Here is a 17123-nt window from a genome sequence, read left to right as displayed (position 1 = left end):
TAAAGTTCACGTCATGACAAAAATCACTCCCGCTCTATCCCGGCTGATGCTGCTGCTGTCCCAAATGATTGATCTGTTCAAACCCCGAAATGTAGCCCGGAACCTGCGTCAGCGCGACAAACTGATCGGCAGCATTCTCGCCCTGTTGACCGGTATCGGTGTCGCCTATGCCGCGATCGGATTTCGCACCCTGATCTATCTTTCCCAGGAAGTCCTTCTCGGGAATCACAATGAAAATATCCTGTCCCATGTGGATAATCTGCCGGCCTGGAAAATCATCCTGTCGACGGTGACCGGCGGCCTGGTGGTCAGCTTCATTTACCGCTACCTGATGAAAAGCGCGCAACCCGGCAGTATCGCGGATGTCATGGCGGCCAATGCCGTGCATCATACCGTCATCCCGACCCGCAAGGGCCTGTTCAGCGCCCTGGCTTCCGCCATCGCCCTCGGATCAGGCTCTGCCGCCGGCCGCGAAGGGCCGGTGGTCCATCTCGGGGCGACGGTCTCTTCCTGGGTTGCCCAGCGGCTTCACCTGTCCCCCACCATGTCCCGCACCCTCCTTGGCTGCGGCGTGGCGGCGGCGGTATCGGCTTCTTTCAACGCGCCGATCGCCGGCGTGTTTTTCGCGCTGGAAGTGATTCTCGGGCATTATGCCCTGAGCACCTTCGCCCCCATCGTTATCGCCTCCGTTTCTGCCGCGATCGTGGCCCGCATACACATCGGCAATTTCCCCGGCTTTATTATTCCCGATTATTACATCACCACCTTTTGGGAATTTCCCGCCTTTATCCTGCTCGGCCTGATCAGCGCCCTTGCCGCAATTATTTTCATCAAAAGCCTGTTCTTTACCGAAGAATTTGCCCGGAAATTATCTCTGCCCGAATGGGCCCTGCCCCCTTTTGGCGGGCTTGCCATCGGCCTGCTGGCCCTGATCAGTCCCTACATCCTCGGACATGGCTACGGCACCACTGACGGGGCGCTCAAAGAAATTTTTTCCATTCAGACCCTGCTGCTGCTGATTGTGTTGAAAGTCGCGGCCTCGGCCATCGCCCTGGCTTTTCGTTACGGCACCGGCATATTTTCACCTTCCCTGTTTCTCGGCGCCATGGTTGGTGGCGCTTTCGGCTTTGTCGCCGCCGCCGCGGCGGCGCAATTTGGCGGGGTCGAATTCAGTTACGGTCTTTACGCCATTGTCGGCATGGGGGCTGTGTCCTCCGCTGTTCTTGGCGCACCGATTTCCACCATCCTGATTATCTTTGAACTGACCGGGGATTATCAGATCACCATCGCCCTGATGGTGTCAGTGGTGATTTCCAATCTGGTCACGCAGCATTATCTGCGCGCCACATCGGTGTTTCATATGCAGCTCAAACGGATCGGCCTTGATCTGGAAGGCGGGCGCGCCCGTCACGTGATGCGTTCGACACATGTCCATTCCCTGATGCAAAATGACTATGCCATCGCCAGCGATATGGCCAGCATCAAGGATGTGCAACATGTGCTGCTGACCAAGGACCATGATCACATATATATCATTGATGAAGGTTGTAATCTAAAAGGATCTGTCACTCTGGCCGAATTGCGTAAATGCCCAGAAAACACAGAAGAGAATAAAGAAGAGAGCCCGGATGCTCCCCTGACAGCCGCCGATATCTGTCGCCCCGTCACCGCCACCCTGACCCCGAGCGACAATCTGGAAGACGCCTTTCAGAAGTTTGATCAGAGCGGCGAGGAAGCCTTGCCTGTGGTCACCGATGACGAACAGGCGGAGATCGTCGGCATTCTCTATCACAAACAGGTTTTGAAGGCCTATAATCAGGCCCTGCTTTCCGAAAAAGAATAGCCAAAAAAACATATGTCTTTCAGATGATTTTGCAGTATACAGAGAGCATGTCTGACCCATTTGATCTTGATAATTTCGCGGCCGAAGATATTCCCTTCGACGCCGCGCCCGCAGAAACCGCAGCGCCCCTGACCCCGCCCTATATGGAGGGGCTCAACCCGCCGCAACGCGAAGCCGTTGAAACCATCGACGGGCCGTTGCTGGTGCTTGCCGGCGCCGGAACGGGCAAGACCCGGGTGCTGACCACCCGTCTCGCCCATATCCTGGCCATGAACAAATGTTTCCCGGGGCAGATCCTTGCGGTGACCTTTACCAACAAGGCCGCCGCCGAGATGAAAGACCGGGTCGGACGCATCATCGGCAGTGCGGTCGAAAGCATGTATTGGCTCGGCACCTTCCATGCCATCGGGGTCAAAATCCTGCGCCAGCATGGTCACCTTGTCGGGCTGGAAAGCAATTACACCATTCTTGACAGCGACGACCAGCTGCGGCTGATCAAACAGATCGTGCGCAGTCATGACATTGATGAAAAACGCTGGAACCCGAAACTGCTCGCCAGCCTGATCGACGGCTGGAAAAACCGCGGCCTGATGCCGTCCCAGGTGCCTGATCAGGAAGGCCAGGATTATGCCGACGGCCAAGGCAAATTGCTTTATGCCGAATATCAAAACCGGCTGCGCACCCTCAACGCCGCCGATTTCGGTGACCTGATCCTGCTGTGTCTGACCCTGCTGCAGAATAACCCTGATGTGCGGGCCGACTATCAGCGGCGCTTCCGCTATATTCTGGTCGACGAATATCAGGATACCAATGTGGCGCAATATCTGTTGCTGCGTCTGCTCGCTCAGGGCCATCAGAATATCTGTTGCGTCGGCGATGACGACCAGTCGATTTACGGCTGGCGCGGCGCAGAGGTCGGCAATATCCTGCGTTTTGAGAAAGATTTCGACGGGGCGCAGGTGGTGCGGCTTGAGCAGAATTACCGCTCGACCGTTCATATCCTCGGCGCGTCCGGCGGTCTGATCGAAGCCAATCAGAGCCGGCTCGGCAAGACCCTGTGGACCGAAACCGAAGGCGGTGATAAAATCACCGTCAATCCGGTCTGGGACGGTCGTGAGGAAGCCCGGGTGATCGGCGAGATGGTCGAAGACCGGCAACGCCAGAAACAGCCTCTCAGCGAAATGGCCATCCTGGTGCGGGCCGGGTTCCAGACCCGGGAATTTGAGGAACGCTTCCTCACCCTGGGTGTGCCGCATCGCATTGTCGGCGGCTTTCGCTTTTATGAACGCGCCGAAATCCGCGATGTGCTCGCTTATCTGCGTCATATCGCCAACCCCAACGACAGCCTGGCGCTGGAACGGATCATCAATGTGCCCAAACGCGGCATTGGTGACGCCACCGTCAACAAGCTGCACGCCATTTCCCGCAGCCAGAATTGCACCCTGGCCGAGGCGGGCCGTCGCATCATCGACACCGACGAATTACGCGGCAAGGCCAAAAACAGCCTCACCCGGCTGCTCGACGATATCGACCGCTGGCGCGATCAGGCCAAAGACAATGATCATATCGCGCTCGCCGAAACGGTGATGGAGGAAAGCGGCTATTCAGAAATGTGGCGGCTCGACAAATCCCCCGACGCCCAGGGCAAGCTGGAAAATCTCGGCGAGCTGATCCGCGCCATGGAGCCTTTCACGGATCTGGCCGAATTCCTTGAGCATATCGCGCTGGTGATGGAGAATGCCCACAATGATCAGCAGGACAAGATCAACATCATGACCCTGCACGGCGCCAAGGGACTGGAATTTGACACCGTCTTCCTGCCCGGCTGGGAGGAAGAGCTGTTCCCCAGCAAGAAATCCCTGGAAGAACAGGGCCCCAAGGGGCTGGAGGAAGAACGCCGTCTCGCCTATGTCGGCCTGACCCGCGCCCGCAAGGAAGCCCATATTTTCCATGTAGCCTCACGCTATCTTTATGGCAATTACACCAGCCCCCTGCCGTCACGCTTTATCAGTGAACTGCCGGCGGATCATGTGGAGATCCAGCAGTCCCAAGGCATGTATGGTCAGGCGACGCCAGGAGGTTTCTCGGAAAGTTTCTCCGGGGGCGGGGCCACGCAAAAATGGTCACAAGGCTATGACCCCGGACAGTCAGGGTCCTATCAACTCGACCGCAGCCGGTCCAAAAGCCCCCGCGCCGGGGCCAGGCCCGCCTCCAAAACAGCCGCCCCTTCCGCCTTTAAAGTCGGCGACCGGGTGTTTCATGATAAATTCGGTTATGGCATCGTGATCCTGCTTGATGGCAACAAGCTGGAAGTTGATTTTGAAATGAGCAGCAGCCGCAAGGTTATGGACAGCTTCGTCAAACCCGCATAAGAGCTAATGCAGGATCACATGATCCTTACGTCGGGATTTGTCTTTTACTTTGGCCGGGTTGCCATACACATGCACTTCACCCGACCCGACAACATAAACCTTGATGGCGTTCCGGGCGAAGACCTCAATATCACCGGCGCCGCCCAGATCAACACCCACTTGGTTGCAAAGGTATTTGCGTCCGGAAAAGTCACCGACACCGTTGACTTCAATCATCAGGCTGTTGCATTTGCCGGACAGGTCAACATCGCCGCTGCCGTTAATCACAACTTCGCTGGTATCCACACCGGCAATATCTCCGGCAACATCACCAGACCCGTTGATCTCTATTTTAAGCTCTTCGACCTTACCTTCAAAATTGATGGTGCCGCTGCCATTGATGACCGCCTTGAAAATTCCCCCTCTCAGGTCCCGCACATCGGCATCGGATGATCCGTTCAGGGTAAGTTGTTTCAGCTTGGGGGTAAAAATATCGATCGAGGGCACTTCCCCCCGCCAAGAGGAATAGCTGTCCCGCTTATTCTCTATCACCAGGGTCTGGCCTTTGACATAGACCTTGAGGAATTTCAGATCCTGTTCGTCGCCAGAGGCGACAATACCATAATCCTTGGCGACTTTCACACGAACATTAACCGAGGTATTGATGCTTATCTTGTAAAATTCCTCGAGATCATAATCCTGCTCGCCGACGACCACTTCATGGTCGTCAGCCGAAGCCAGGTATAAAATGGCGCCGATGGCAAAAGCCGCTATCCCGAAAAGCTTTAAATAACTCATTACAACATCTCCCGCCGGCAATTGCCGACTCTGCTTCGCTTACTCTTACCATAGCGCTATACAGATGTCATTTCTCATCATGAACGATAAAGTCAGAGCTGCCACTGGAGCGGTTCTTGATGGATTTCGGGTTGCCATACACGTCGACATCGGAACTGCCGCTGGTGCTGACCTGAATTGATTCACTGGCATACAGCATCGCATCGCCAGAACCGCTGATCCGGCTGTGGACCGTGGCACAGGTCAGATCCCGGGCGGAGAAATCCCCGGATCCGCTGATGGACATTTGCAGGGTCTTGCAATCCCCTACAAGTTTGATATCGCCGGAACCGTTGATTTCAGCCGAAACTGATTCTGCATCAAAGCGGGACGTGGAGACATCGCCGGATCCATTGATCTGAATGTCCAGCGCATCGCTTTTTCCATTAAAGGTAACATCCCCGGACCCATTGATCTGCAATTCGAAAGATGTGCTGTCCACATCACGAATTTTTGCATCGGACGAGCCATTGACAACGAATGTCGTCAGCTCTTTCAGGTTCACCGTCGCTTTCATCTCGCCAATGCGCCCACTATGTTTTTTCTTCTTGATATACAGGGTATCTCCCTTGACCAGAACAATGATCTTTTCCAGATCATCGGCATCCCCCGTGAGGGAGAACTTCTGGTTTTTGCCAACGGAAACATCCAGATCGACAGGGGCGTAAATCTTTATTTTCGAGAAGGTGTCCAGTTTCATATCTTTTTCCGCGGCAAACGCCACAGGGGACAAGACCATGCTGGCAAGCGCAATCATGCTGATTTTAGGTAAAATAGTCATCGTAAATTCCTGTTTGCTAAATCTTGTTTTATATTTATTTGTTATGAATGGTGATGTTGCTGAACAGACTTTTGTCTTTTTTCACCGTCGCCGGATTACCGTACAAATCAATATTGCCGATACCGTTAATGTCCAGGGTCGCGCTCTTCGAGCCATATACCTCGGCATTACCCGCGCCATTGATTTCCACAGTGACCGCCTCACATTTCAGGTCTTCGCCTGAAAAATTACCGGCCCCGTCAAGCTCCACTGTCAATGTACCGCACCGGCCATCAATTTCGATATTGGCGGCGCCATTGACCTCAAACCCGAGATCATCACTGTCAACATCAGAGATGTGCGCATCCACCGCGCCATTGACATCAAGGCCCGTAAACTTAGGCATGGTAATGGTGATGCGATAGTCGGAATCAAATTTGAAGTTTTTCTTCTTCTTTTTGCCTTCATATCCGATGATCAGGGCATTGTTTTTTACCTGGGTGGTGATTTTTTTGGCCCATTCTTCAGACCCGTTCAGGGTTACGGCATAGCTGTCGCCGATTTTCACGTCCAGGCCGACACCGGCATCATCAATGACAATTCTTTCAAAATCCCCGTGTGATCTGCTCTCCGTGACGTCGGATATTTTTTCTGCTGTTGCAATGGCCACACCCATTAAGCTAAATCCAGTGGCGATCGCAATCAATGAGGCTGTTTTTTTCATTTATATTACTCCTTTGTTGCCTTCCCACTATACAGAAGTTGTTCAAAGCAACACAATAGCCTGCACCTCTTCTCATCTCAGAATCTCCCGCGTTAGTCGCATTTAGCCCCCAAGAAGCCTTACTTTCCCGCGTTCGCACTATTTTTTCGCCCTGAAATAGCTTTTCCTGTATAAGGCGAAAGACTCACGAAACAGCCCTGTAAAAAAACGCAAGAGACATGACATTATGACAAGTTGGAAAATCGAACTAAAGGTCGCTCTCGATCTTATCCCGATGGTGGAAGACATCCTCTATGGGCTTAATATTGATGATTTTCCCACCCTGTCCGACTTTGAAATCATCGAAGGCGATCATATTCGTCTGGTGGAAGGCTATTTCACGATAAAGCCCGATGTGACGCTTCTGAAAAGCCGCCTGCAGGATATGATCCCGACACTGGATCTGGCCGCCTGCGACATTACGCTGAGCGCCACAGAAGACAAGGACTGGGTATCCGAATCCCAGAAACTGCTGACCCCGGTTGACGCCGGGAAATTCTTTGTCTACGGCAGTCACGACGCCGATAAGGTGCCCGCCGACCGCATCAGTCTTCTGGTCGAAGCAGGCCAGGCCTTCGGCACCGGGCAACATGAAACCACCCACGGCTGCCTGCTGGCCATCGGCGAACTGAGCGAAACGCTTACCGGGGAGAACGCCCCCCGCACCGCGCTTGATCTCGGCTGTGGTTCCGGCCTGTTGGCCTTGGCGATGGCCAAAGTCTGGCCAATCACCATCACCGCCAGCGACATTGATCCCATCGCCACCGAAACCACCCTGATGAATGCGGCCGCCAATCAGGTGCCGGTGGTCGCGCTCGACGCCGGAACGCCGGGGCTCGCCGCCCTGACCAGTGACGGATTCGATCAGACCGATCTCGGACGCGCCGGTCCCTATGATGTGATTGTCGCCAATATTCTGGCCAAACCCTTGCAGGATATGGCCGCTGATGTGGTCGCCAACCTGAGCCCGACCGGCAGTCTCGTGCTTTCCGGCCTGCTCGCAACCCAGGAAGACGCTGTCTGCGCCGCCTATGCCGAACAAGGGATGATACTGATCAAACGTTATCCCCGCGGCGAATGGCACAGTCTGCTGCTTCGGCGGAAATAATTTCTGTTCCAGCCTTTTATTTCAGGGGGAAACTGCCCGGCAGATGCTTGGCGCCGCACAGGAATTTCTTATCGCGGTAGGCATAGGGCCAGTCACGGGCCGTGGCAAGATTATGACAGAACTCCGCCACCCGGTCACGGCTTTCCGACCCGATATTAAGCCGGCGTAGATCCGTCAGGAACAACAATGCGTCGGTAAAAATCACCTCTTCCAGCGTGGTGCGGGTCAAGGCCGCGCGGCTCAAATCGGCAAAGGAAAAGTCGATCTGTTTTAAGGTCAGGCTGCGAAATATGCTGTGGCTGAGATCGGCGCCAGAGAAGTCGATATTTTCCATCTCCGCTGTCCGGAAATCAATCCCCGGCAGATGCGCGCCGCGAAATTTAACCTGACGCAGGACCGGACGGCGAAACCAGCTCCCGGTGAAGTCGGCAAGGGAAAAGTCGCTGTCGGTCCATTTCACATTTGGAAACTGGCTGTGGCGCAGATCGCTCCCGACAAACCGGCTGCCAACGATTTCCACCCGCAGGAAACTGGCCCGTGACAGATGGCTTGCCGAAAAGTCACTGTCTTTGATAAAGGCGCCGTCAAAAACAGTCCCGTCCAGTCGGGCATCCCTGAAATTCGCGCCCACAATCCGGGTCGTGCCGAGATTGGCATGTGACAGAACCACGCCGGAAAGATCAAGTCCCGATAAATCCGCATGACAGAGATTGAGCCGCCGCGGGTCCTGTGGGTCCGGAGGCAGGACTTCGGTCGCCCAGGCCTGATGCGCGGCCAGACGTTGTGGCAGGTCCTGCGGCAGCCAGCCCGGCGGGTTGGGGCATGTCTCCGCCCGGATTCCTCCTGTAAAGATCACCAGGCTGATCAGGCTTATCAAGAAAGACCGGGCCAGAAACGACCAGAAACGACAGGACAGCATAAATGTTTCAATTCTTTTGGTTATTTGCATCAACAGGGGTTCATATCATCATATTTCAGGTTTTTTGCCAACAAAATTCCATTTAATTGATACCGGGTCCTTCCCTCCGCCATATTTGCCCTTATAGTATAAGGTATGACAGATCATCCCAACTCACCTCCGCCGCCTTCCCCTTGGGGACGACGGCCTGAAGACCCGGGTCCCGATGGCCCCCGACACCCGAAACGCCCCCCGCACGGGGTGCATCGCAAATCGCGTTTCACCCTGTTTCTTCTCGGCGTGATTGCCTTTTTACTGTTGTTGATTGGTGTGGCGTGGCTGTTACCGGATGAAAGCGCCCGGAATATACAAATGGGCGGGCTGCTGTATGACGGCTTGTTGCTCGCTTTCGTCGGCGCGGGTCTGTGGGCCCATGTCGCCTCGTCACCGGGACAAGCGCTGCGCCACCTTGCCGGCTGGGTGATCATTGGCGGAATCCTGGCTCTGGGCTACAGCGTCTGGACCGGCGCCGGTCGTCTGGGCGGGGAACTCGACGTGACCCGCGGCATACAGGAAGAAGGCAGCATCAGTTTTCGCGCTGACCGCAGTGGCCATTATTTTGTCCGCGCCCGGGTCAATGGCGCCGAAGTTCTCTTTATGGTCGACACCGGGGCAAGCGATGTCGCCCTGACCCGCAAGGACGCCAACCGGATCGGTCTGCCGGTGGACCGGATTAAATTCGACCGGCCCTATAGCACAGCCAACGGCATTACCTATGGCGCCGGCGTGGTTCTCAAGGAGATTGAACTCGGACCGATCCAACGACGGAACATCCGGGGATCCATCGTGAAGGAAGGATTGGAATATTCTCTGCTGGGCATGAGTTTTTTAAATCAGCTTTCCGGCTACAAAGTATCGAATGGCATATTGACATTATACCCGTGAAGCCCCACATATTCTTTTTTCACGAAGAAGTGAAGGGGCGTTTCTTTTCTTGCTCGTGCAAATAGCTATGTTGTTTACAGGTGCGACAGCCGTCGCCTAACCCCAAGATGCAGTTGAGATTGCTTATGCCCACATCACATACACCACACTCGCCTTCTCTGGCGTCTTCTCTCGCCAAAGATGCCCTCATCGAAAACAAACAACAGCTGATTGATTATATCGCCGCCGGCAACAAACCCAAGAGCGACTGGACCATCGGCACCGAACATGAAAAATTCGGCTTTTGCATGAAGAACCTGAAACCGGTGCCCTACGAAGGCACCCGCGGCATCCGGGCCATACTCGAAGCCATGCAGGAATTTGGCTGGGCCCCGATGCTGGAAGGCGAAACCATCATTGGCCTGACCAAGGACGGCCAGTCGGTGACCCTGGAGCCCGGCGGGCAACTGGAATTGTCCGGCGCCATGCGCAAGACCCTGCATGAAACCTGTTCTGAGGTCTCCAGCCACCTGAAACTGACCAAGGCCGTGAGCGAAAAACTCGGCATCGGCTTCCTCGGCGTGGGATTCAACCCCAACACGGCCCGCAATGATGTGCCGATCATGCCCAAGGGCCGCTATGTCATCATGCGCAACTATATGCCAAAGAAAGGCAATCTCGGGCTCGACATGATGCTGCGCACCTCGACCATACAGGTTAATCTCGACTATGCCAGCGAAGCAGATATGGTCAAGAAATTCCGGGTGTCCCTGGCGCTGCAGCCTCTGGCGACGGCGCTGTTCGCCGCCTCTCCCTTCACCGAGGGCAAGCCCAACGGCTTTCTCAGCTACCGCAGCCATATCTGGACCGATACGGACCCGGACCGTTGCGGCATCATGCCGTTCATTTTCGAAGACGGCATGGGATTTGAAGCCTATGTAGATCATGTCCTTAATGTACCGATGTATTTCGTCTATCGTGACGGTAAATATATTGATGTCGCCGGTCAGTCCTTCCGTGACTTCCTGCGCGGCGAGTTACCTGGCTATCCCGGGCACAAGCCGACGATACAGGACTGGGAAGACCATATGAGCACCCTGTTCCCGGAAGTTCGCCTGAAGAAATTCCTCGAAATGCGCGGCGCCGACGGCGGCACCGGCAATCGCATTTGTGCCCTGCCCGCCTTGTGGACCGGACTGCTGTATGATCAGGTTAGTCTGGATGCGGCTTGGGACATGGTCAAGAACTGGACAGCCGAGGAACACGCCTATTTACGTGATAACGTGCCGGCTCAAGCTCTGCACACGCCCTTCCGGGGAGGAACTGTCCTCGATCTGGCGCAACAGATGGTGGCCCTGTCCTCTGACGGCCTCAAGCGTCGGGCGCAGATCAACAGCACCGGTGAAGACGAGCGTATTTTCCTGAATCCCCTGCTGACCATTCTTGATCGCGGCCAGACCGTGGCGGAAGAAATGCTGGAGAAATACAACAGCCCGGTGGATCAGGGCGGCTGGGGTGGTGACATCACAAAAATCTTCAAGGATTACGCGTTTTAAGAGATCACCTGTTTTAGAAGGCAGCGCATCGACTAATCAAGTTTGTTCATATCTTCAAAGATATCCGACTTGTTCTGACAGTCGAGGATGCTTTGGGTCATTTCCCGCATCATCTTGAAATACAGGTCCGGTTCGGTGTCCAGATAGACACCGAGCGGATCAACCACGCCGAATCCGGCCTTGGTGCCGCTCATGACAACCGTCGCAATGCGCGGATGCGCGCCGGGCGTACCCAAGACACAAGTCACATTTCTTTCGCGGGCAATTTTCTTCAATACTTTAAGATGCTTGGCGCTCGGGTTCTGATCTGAGCGCAGCAGAATGGCCCCGACACTTTTCAGACCGAAAGCCCGCTCGAAATACTGGAAAGCATCATGATAGACAATCATCGGCTTTTCCCGCAGCGGCCGCAGTTTTTCCCGGATTTCCTCTTCCATGGCATAGAGACGCGCAATGGTCTTCTGGGCGTTTTCGATATAGGTCAGGCGGTTATAAGGATCATGGTACGACAACACCTCCTCAATCACCTGAACCATGCGCCGGGCATTGGCCGGGTCAAGCCAGACATGAAGGTCATTCTCACCTTCACTATGCGTCTCGTCATCGTCAACAACATCCTTGTACCAGACTTTACTGGTTCTGTAGGGCATCAGATTGATTTCTTTTTGCTGCGCCATTGGGACAGCCATGAAACTCCCGTAATTGCGCTTGAAAATACGCTTCAGGAATGTTTCCATGTCCGGATCAATATAAAATACCACATCAGAATTGTGTATCTGGCGAATATTGGATGGTTTAAGCCGGTAAATATGGGGGTCCAGCCCCCCCTTGACCATCAAATCCAGATTGCCCTTGTCGCCCATGACACTGGCCACCAGCGAATACAACGGCTTAATGGTGGCAATGACCTTCAGGTCCTTAGCCGCGGCCGGAAGGACCGGAATCGCCAGCATCAGCACCACCAGCATATAGCGGCACATACCCTTGAAAAGCCTTCTATATGAAGATCCCCGGCGACTGGTTTCCCGGTGCCGGAAAATGTGTAATTCTGTCATATTCATATGATGCAAGATGCCATTGAAGAGATAACGATGCAAGGCGTGCGTAAAGCTGCCCCCTCAAATAAGCGAAAATGCGCGCTTGAGGCCGTAAATAATATCGTCAAAAACCCGGGTCCTGTTCGTTTTCGTAATAATATAACATATGTAAGCATCTCCCCATAAAGTCAAGCTTTATAGTGGGTTTTTTTACCGAAAAATCAGTAACCTTTTGTTAACCATTTGCCTCTAACACCCTCTTAAATGTGAATTGAATGGTTATTTACAGATAATTTTCATTGTAACTCATTCCATAATATTAGTTATACATGTAATTCTAAATTAATAATTACTGATATAACATCACTGAAAGTGATTTGCCTTATACGCATTTCAAAACTGAGGAAAACTATGCTGAACGAAATAACCGCGGGAGAGGATATCTTCTTGGAAGAACATGATGTCATTGTAAGCAAAACAGACCTAAAAGGCCGGATACTGTATGTGAATGAAACATTTCGCCGCATTAGCCAATTTAGCGAACAGGAACTGGTGGGCGAACCCCATAGCATCATCCGCCATGCCGATATGCCCCGCTGTATTTTCAAATTGCTCTGGCAAAAGCTGGACGCGGATGAGGAAGTTTTCGCGTATGTCAAAAACCGTTGTAAGAATGGCGACTATTACTGGGTATTTGCCCATGTGACGCCGTCCTATGATTCCACCGGGAAAAAAGTCGGATATCATTCCAACCGGCGGGTGCCCCCGCAAAACGAACGTGGCGTTATTGAAAGCCTTTATCGCTTCCTCAAAGATATCGAGGAATCCTACGCCAATAAAAAAGAAGGCATGCAGGCCGCATATGACATCCTCAGAGGAATGCTGAAAGAACAGGGCACCACTTACGATCAGTTCATATTTGAATTTGCATCGTTTCTGTCCCGGGAAACCATCGACAGTTTTCTCGACGACTATCGCCCCGCGACACACACCATATCCCAGACACAAAACGGCTAAGGACACTTAAACTATGAGCATTCTTTCATTTCTTACTCGGCAGCCGCCAGCCCCCCGGTCAGATCACCTGCGCGCCGCGACAACAGATGAAAAACTTTCAGAAGCACCCAACAGCTATAAGGAGGCGTTGGAAAAAATCCACGCCATCTTCCGGAAATCCTGCAACGGTGATATGGAACCCCGCATTTTGGATGTCGAATCATCAGATCCCCTGATTGCTGAAACCTACACAATACTGAATGACTTTCTTGACCGTACTGACGCCTATATTCGCGAATCTTCCACCACAATGGAAAAAGCGTGCGACAAGAAATATTACCGGCGTTTTCTGCAAAACGGTTTTAGCGGCAGTTTCCGGCGCGGAGCAGTGATCATTGATGCCGCCCGAAAGAACATGCAGGACATCGAAGAAGAAAACCATGACCGTACCTTCGATCTGGCCAATAGTTTCGAGTCTCATATTTCCACTGTCGTCGAGTCTTTATCTGAATCAGCCAATCTTCTGGGGACGTCTTCGTCAACAATGTTGTCCATGGCGAAGGATACTTACCTGCAAACAGAAGAAGTCGCCAGCGCCACCCAACAGGCCACCGACAATGTCGGCGCCGTCGCATCGGCAACCGAGGAACTCTCCGGGTCCATCAATGAAATCCTGCATCAGGTCGAAGCCTCATCCAGGGCGATCAAGGACACCGTCGTCGGTGCCGAAAGCGCCGGACAGGCCGTCGCCAGCCTTGAACAATCCGCCAACGAAATCGACAATGTCGTTGAGCTGATCCGCACCATTGCCGGTCAAACCAACCTTCTCGCCCTAAATGCCACCATAGAGGCGGCCCGCGCCGGAGAAGCCGGCAAAGGTTTTGCCGTTGTCGCCTCCGAAGTAAAAAACCTCGCCAGCGAAACATCCCGCGCGACCGATGATATTGTCAGCCAGGTGGAAAACATCCAGAGCGCCGTTAAAACCACCATCGATGTTATCCGCGACATTCAGGAAAAGGTTGGCCAGGTTGATGAATTTTCCGTTTCTATCTCGCAAACCGTCGATGAACAAAACGCCGCCACCCGGGAAATCTCCCGCAACATACAACAGGCCGCCAGCGGCACGGTTCTGGTGTCCGATAATATTGGCAAGATCAGTGAAGCCTCCGGAAATACCTCCAGGATGGCAACAGAGGTCGGCACAACCACGTCAGAGATCACCCGGCAAATTTCCGACATGGACAAGGCCGTCAAGGAGTTTGTGAAAACAATCATCACCTGAAAAGAACGCCCAGATCAGGCTGTCCGCTTATCCGTCGTGGGTCAGCCGTCTTTTTTTGCCTTAATATTTCCCTATTTCCCGCATATCTGATAAAGAGATAATCAACAGGTAACAAATGGGTTGGCGCTTTCTGGCTTTGCTGTGCTATAGTCGGGCAAAAGGGGCGTGAATTCAGGCGAGATTTCGGAAGTCAGACGCGACGGCGTGACGTCATGACGTAAACCCGAGGATATGGGATAAGTATGATTTTGAAGAATAAGTTCAATAAAGTGGTGACCACAATTAAACCGCTTATGGTTTCTGTCATGGTGGTGGGGTTGCTTGCGGCCTGCTCCGGAACCGATCGCCTGAAATATCAGGAACGTTCCGTCACTGAGATTTATGAGCTCGCCTTGGGATATCTCAATAAAGGCCAGTATAAATACGCCGCCGTCGCCTTTGACGAGGTCGAGCGTCAACACCCTTATTCTTCCTGGGCCCGTCGATCTCAATTGATGTCCGCCTATTCCTATTTCAAGGCCAACAAGCTTGACGAAGCCATTCTGGCGGCGGAACGGTTTGTCTCCCTGCATCCCGGCAACAAAGACGCGGCCTATGCCTATTACCTGATCGGGATCTGTCATTACAAACAGATTGCTGACGTGCGGCGCGATCAAAAGGAAACTGAACTGGCCATGGCGTCCCTGAGTGAAGTGGTCCGCCGCTTTCCTTTCAGTAAATATGCCACCGACGCCAGGCTGAAAATTGAACTGACCCGCGACCATCTGGCCGGCAAGGAAATGGAAATCGGCCGCTTTTATCAGAAAAATGACGATTATTTCGCCGCCATTTCCCGTTTCTCGAATGTTGTGCAAAAATACCAGACCACCAGCCACGTGCCGGAAGCCCTGCATCGCCTGACCGAATCCTACATGGCCGCGGGCATTCTGCCGGAAGCCTATAAAACGGCGGCCGTGTTGGGGGCCAACTACCCCAAAAGCGAATGGTATGAATACAGCTATGCCCTGATGCAGAAGTATAACGTTCAAAAGCCGGAATAAACGGTAAAAAAACCATAACAAGCGGGGTGGATTTCCCCGAGGAGTGTCTCGGATGCTCACGAGCCTGACCATTAGCAATATCGTCCTCATCGACCGTCTTCACATTGACTTTGAAGGCGGCCTTTGTGTCTTGAGCGGCGAAACCGGCGCCGGGAAATCCATTCTCATGGACAGTCTCGGCCTGGCCATGGGGTCACGCAGCGGCCGTGAACTCGTACGTCACGGCACCGAAAAAGCCAGCGTGATCGCCGACTTCTCCCTTGACCCGACCCATCATATCTGGGGCTTTCTCCGCGATCAGGATATCCCCCATGAGGGCGGTCAGGTGATCCTGCGCCGCACCCTGACCCAGGATGGCCGCAGCCGCGCTTTCATCAATGACCAGCCGGTCAGCGTCAGCCTGCTGCGCGATGTCGGCGATATGCTGGTGGAAATCCACGGGCAGCATGACGAACGCGGCCTGCTCAATGCCGCCGGGCATCGTAACATTCTGGATAATTACGGCCAGTATGGCCCGCTAACCGCCGCCGTCCGCATGGCCCACAACCATCTGACTTCTCTGCAAAAACAGCTCGCTGCTGAACAGGCCAAGCTTGATCAGGTCAAGGCCGATGAAGATTACATCCGCCACAATCTCGAAGAACTGGCCAGCCTGCGCCCGGTGGAAGGCGAAGAGACCACCCTAGCCGATGAACGCAGTCGCATGATGCAGGGCGAACAAATGTCCGGCGGCCTCACCGATGTGCTGAAAAATCTGCTGGATAACAACGGCGTCGATGCGGCCCTGCGCTCGATCATCCGCCGTCTGAGCCGCATGTCCGGTCAGGACAAGGGATTGCTTGATCCGGTGGTCATGTCGCTCGACCGGGCGGCCAACGAAACCTCTGACGCCATCGCCCAGCTGGAAGAGACATTACGTAATCTTGAATTTGATCCCCGGGAACTGGAAAATACCGAGGAACGCCTGTTCGCGCTCCGGGCCGCCGCCCGCAAGCATCACTGTCAGGTCGACGACCTGCCGCGTGTACTGGTCGATTTTGAAGAAAAGCTGCGGGCACTGGAATTTGGCGATGAGGAAGTGCACCGCCTGAAAGCCGAGGTGGTCACGGCCCGCCAGACATTTGAACAAGCCGTCCACAAGCTTTCCGCCGCCCGCGCCACCGCCGCCGGTGAACTCGACGGACTGGTCAATGCAGAAATGCCGCCCCTGAAAATGGAAAAAGCCCGCTTTCAGACCCATCTTGAACCGCTGGCACCGGAAGACTGGCACAGTGATGGCGGCGAACGGGTCGAATTCCAGATTTCCACCAATCCCGGCGCACCCTTTGGCGGCCTGATCAAGGTGGCGTCCGGTGGCGAATTGTCCCGCTTTATTCTCGCCCTGAAAGTGGTGCTCGCCCGGCAAAGCACCGTCCCGACCCTGGTGTTTGATGAAATTGACCGCGGTGTCGGCGGCGCCGTTGCCGATGCGGTCGGCGAACGCCTGAAACGCCTGTCGGGAGAAGCCCAGGTTCTGGTGATCACCCATTCACCGCAAGTGGCGGCCCGGGGCGCCAATCACTGGCTGATCGAAAAGACCGAGAAAATCAAGGGCGGCGATGTCTATACCAATGTCACCGCGCTCGACCCCACAGACCGTCAGGAAGAAATCGCCCGGATGCTGGCCGGGGCCACAGTGACCCGGGAAGCCCGCGCCGCCGCCGCAAGCCTGATGCAGAATTAACCCCG

The 17123-nt window shown here is 54.1% G+C and carries 14 protein-coding genes; 9 read left to right on the top strand and 5 right to left on the bottom strand.

The window, feature by feature from the left end:
* Window positions 1-13 precede the first annotated feature (13 nt).
* Window positions 14-1843, top strand: a complete 1830-nt coding sequence (locus FIV45_RS01550) for a chloride channel protein (RefSeq protein WP_099472552.1) — start codon at window positions 14-16, stop codon at window positions 1841-1843.
* Window positions 1844-1890: 47 nt separating this feature from the next.
* Window positions 1891-4215, top strand: coding sequence for an ATP-dependent helicase (locus FIV45_RS01545; protein WP_099472796.1), 2325 nt, complete (start codon window positions 1891-1893; stop codon window positions 4213-4215).
* 3 nt (window positions 4216-4218) lie between these two features.
* Here the strand turns inward: FIV45_RS01545 and FIV45_RS01540 are convergent, their stop codons facing one another.
* The 3 genes from FIV45_RS01540 to FIV45_RS01530 all read right to left on the bottom strand — a co-directional run bounded on the left by FIV45_RS01540 (window position 4219) and on the right by FIV45_RS01530 (window position 6515).
* Window positions 4219-4992, bottom strand: coding sequence for a head GIN domain-containing protein (locus FIV45_RS01540; RefSeq protein WP_099472554.1), 774 nt, complete (start codon window positions 4990-4992; stop codon window positions 4219-4221).
* Between the two features lie 67 nt (window positions 4993-5059).
* Window positions 5060-5812: a head GIN domain-containing protein gene (locus FIV45_RS01535; protein WP_099472555.1), complete on the bottom strand. Its 753-nt coding sequence runs from the start codon at window positions 5810-5812 to the stop codon at window positions 5060-5062.
* Between the two features lie 34 nt (window positions 5813-5846).
* Window positions 5847-6515: a GIN domain-containing protein gene (locus FIV45_RS01530; RefSeq protein WP_099472557.1), complete on the bottom strand. Its 669-nt coding sequence runs from the start codon at window positions 6513-6515 to the stop codon at window positions 5847-5849.
* Between the two features lie 226 nt (window positions 6516-6741).
* Here FIV45_RS01530 and FIV45_RS01525 point away from each other — a divergent pair, with 226 nt between their 5' ends.
* Window positions 6742-7662 (top strand): 50S ribosomal protein L11 methyltransferase, encoded by a 921-nt coding sequence (locus FIV45_RS01525; RefSeq protein WP_099472559.1) that lies wholly within the window; start codon window positions 6742-6744, stop codon window positions 7660-7662.
* Between the two features lie 16 nt (window positions 7663-7678).
* On the opposite strand, the gene FIV45_RS01520 is transcribed toward FIV45_RS01525, so the two are convergent.
* On the bottom strand, window positions 7679-8611 hold the full coding sequence (locus FIV45_RS01520) for a pentapeptide repeat-containing protein (RefSeq protein ID WP_099472561.1): 933 nt from the start codon (window positions 8609-8611) through the stop codon (window positions 7679-7681).
* Window positions 8612-8716: 105 nt separating this feature from the next.
* Between FIV45_RS01520 and FIV45_RS01515 the strand changes: the two genes are divergently transcribed.
* Together FIV45_RS01515 and FIV45_RS01510 are read left to right on the top strand one after the other, a co-directional pair.
* Window positions 8717-9505, top strand: coding sequence for a retropepsin-like aspartic protease family protein (locus FIV45_RS01515; protein ID WP_099472564.1), 789 nt, complete (start codon window positions 8717-8719; stop codon window positions 9503-9505).
* A 125-nt stretch (window positions 9506-9630) separates the two neighbouring features.
* Window positions 9631-11040, top strand: coding sequence for a glutamate--cysteine ligase (locus tag FIV45_RS01510; RefSeq protein WP_099472567.1), 1410 nt, complete (start codon window positions 9631-9633; stop codon window positions 11038-11040).
* A 32-nt stretch (window positions 11041-11072) separates the two neighbouring features.
* On the opposite strand, the gene FIV45_RS01505 is transcribed toward FIV45_RS01510, so the two are convergent.
* Window positions 11073-12020, bottom strand: a complete 948-nt coding sequence (locus FIV45_RS01505; protein WP_165776994.1) for a zinc ABC transporter substrate-binding protein — start codon at window positions 12018-12020, stop codon at window positions 11073-11075.
* A gap of 468 nt (window positions 12021-12488) precedes the next feature.
* On the opposite strand from FIV45_RS01505, the gene FIV45_RS01500 reads away from it, so the two are divergent.
* From FIV45_RS01500 to recN, 4 genes are all read left to right on the top strand, one after another.
* On the top strand, window positions 12489-13094 hold the full coding sequence (locus FIV45_RS01500; RefSeq protein ID WP_099472571.1) for a PAS domain-containing protein: 606 nt from the start codon (window positions 12489-12491) through the stop codon (window positions 13092-13094).
* A gap of 13 nt (window positions 13095-13107) precedes the next feature.
* Window positions 13108-14355: a methyl-accepting chemotaxis protein gene (locus tag FIV45_RS01495; protein ID WP_099472573.1), complete on the top strand. Its 1248-nt coding sequence runs from the start codon at window positions 13108-13110 to the stop codon at window positions 14353-14355.
* A 242-nt stretch (window positions 14356-14597) separates the two neighbouring features.
* Window positions 14598-15395, top strand: coding sequence for an outer membrane protein assembly factor BamD (locus tag FIV45_RS01490; protein ID WP_204602183.1), 798 nt, complete (start codon window positions 14598-14600; stop codon window positions 15393-15395).
* A gap of 52 nt (window positions 15396-15447) precedes the next feature.
* Window positions 15448-17118 (top strand): DNA repair protein RecN, encoded by a 1671-nt coding sequence (gene recN, locus FIV45_RS01485; RefSeq protein ID WP_099472575.1) that lies wholly within the window; start codon window positions 15448-15450, stop codon window positions 17116-17118.
* Window positions 17119-17123 lie beyond the last annotated feature (5 nt).

It is taken from the genome of Paremcibacter congregatus (genome assembly GCF_006385135.1).
Taxonomy (GTDB): Bacteria; Pseudomonadota; Alphaproteobacteria; order Sphingomonadales; family Emcibacteraceae; genus Paremcibacter; species Paremcibacter congregatus.
The sequence above is the reverse complement of the archived record's forward strand: the minus strand, read 5'-3'. Positions and strand labels throughout refer to the sequence as shown.